Source organism: Lentilactobacillus parakefiri (assembly GCF_002157585.1).
GTDB lineage: Bacteria > Bacillota > Bacilli > Lactobacillales > Lactobacillaceae > Lentilactobacillus > Lentilactobacillus parakefiri.
This window is the reverse complement of record NZ_BDGB01000058.1, coordinates 1-232: the sequence shown is the minus strand read 5'-3', so window position 1 is coordinate 232 and position 232 is coordinate 1. Positions and strand designations below refer to the sequence as shown.

Annotated in this window: 1 protein-coding gene; it reads left to right on the top strand. The window is 47.8% G+C overall.

Annotation, left to right across the window (positions count from 1 at the left end; all coding sequences use genetic code 11):
* Window positions 1-232, top strand: a 232-nt coding sequence (locus LPKJCM_RS06330) for a transposase (protein ID WP_165758577.1), incomplete at both ends; no start/stop codon positions are given.

The following is a 232-nucleotide window of genomic DNA, read 5'->3' as shown; positions in this document are numbered from 1 at the left end:
GACCGCCTTAATAGAACCATCAAACAGTTCTTTCTTAGTCAGTACAGCACCGCAGAACGGGCCGCGGTTCAACGCGTCATCATGGACATGAACGCCTCCTATCAGGCATTCGTGCACGAACTATTCCCTAACGCCGAACTCATTATTGATCGGTTCCACATTATTCAATTAATGGGCCGGACGATGGATACCATTCGCACTCAATGTTTAAAGCAACTCGACAAGCATTCGC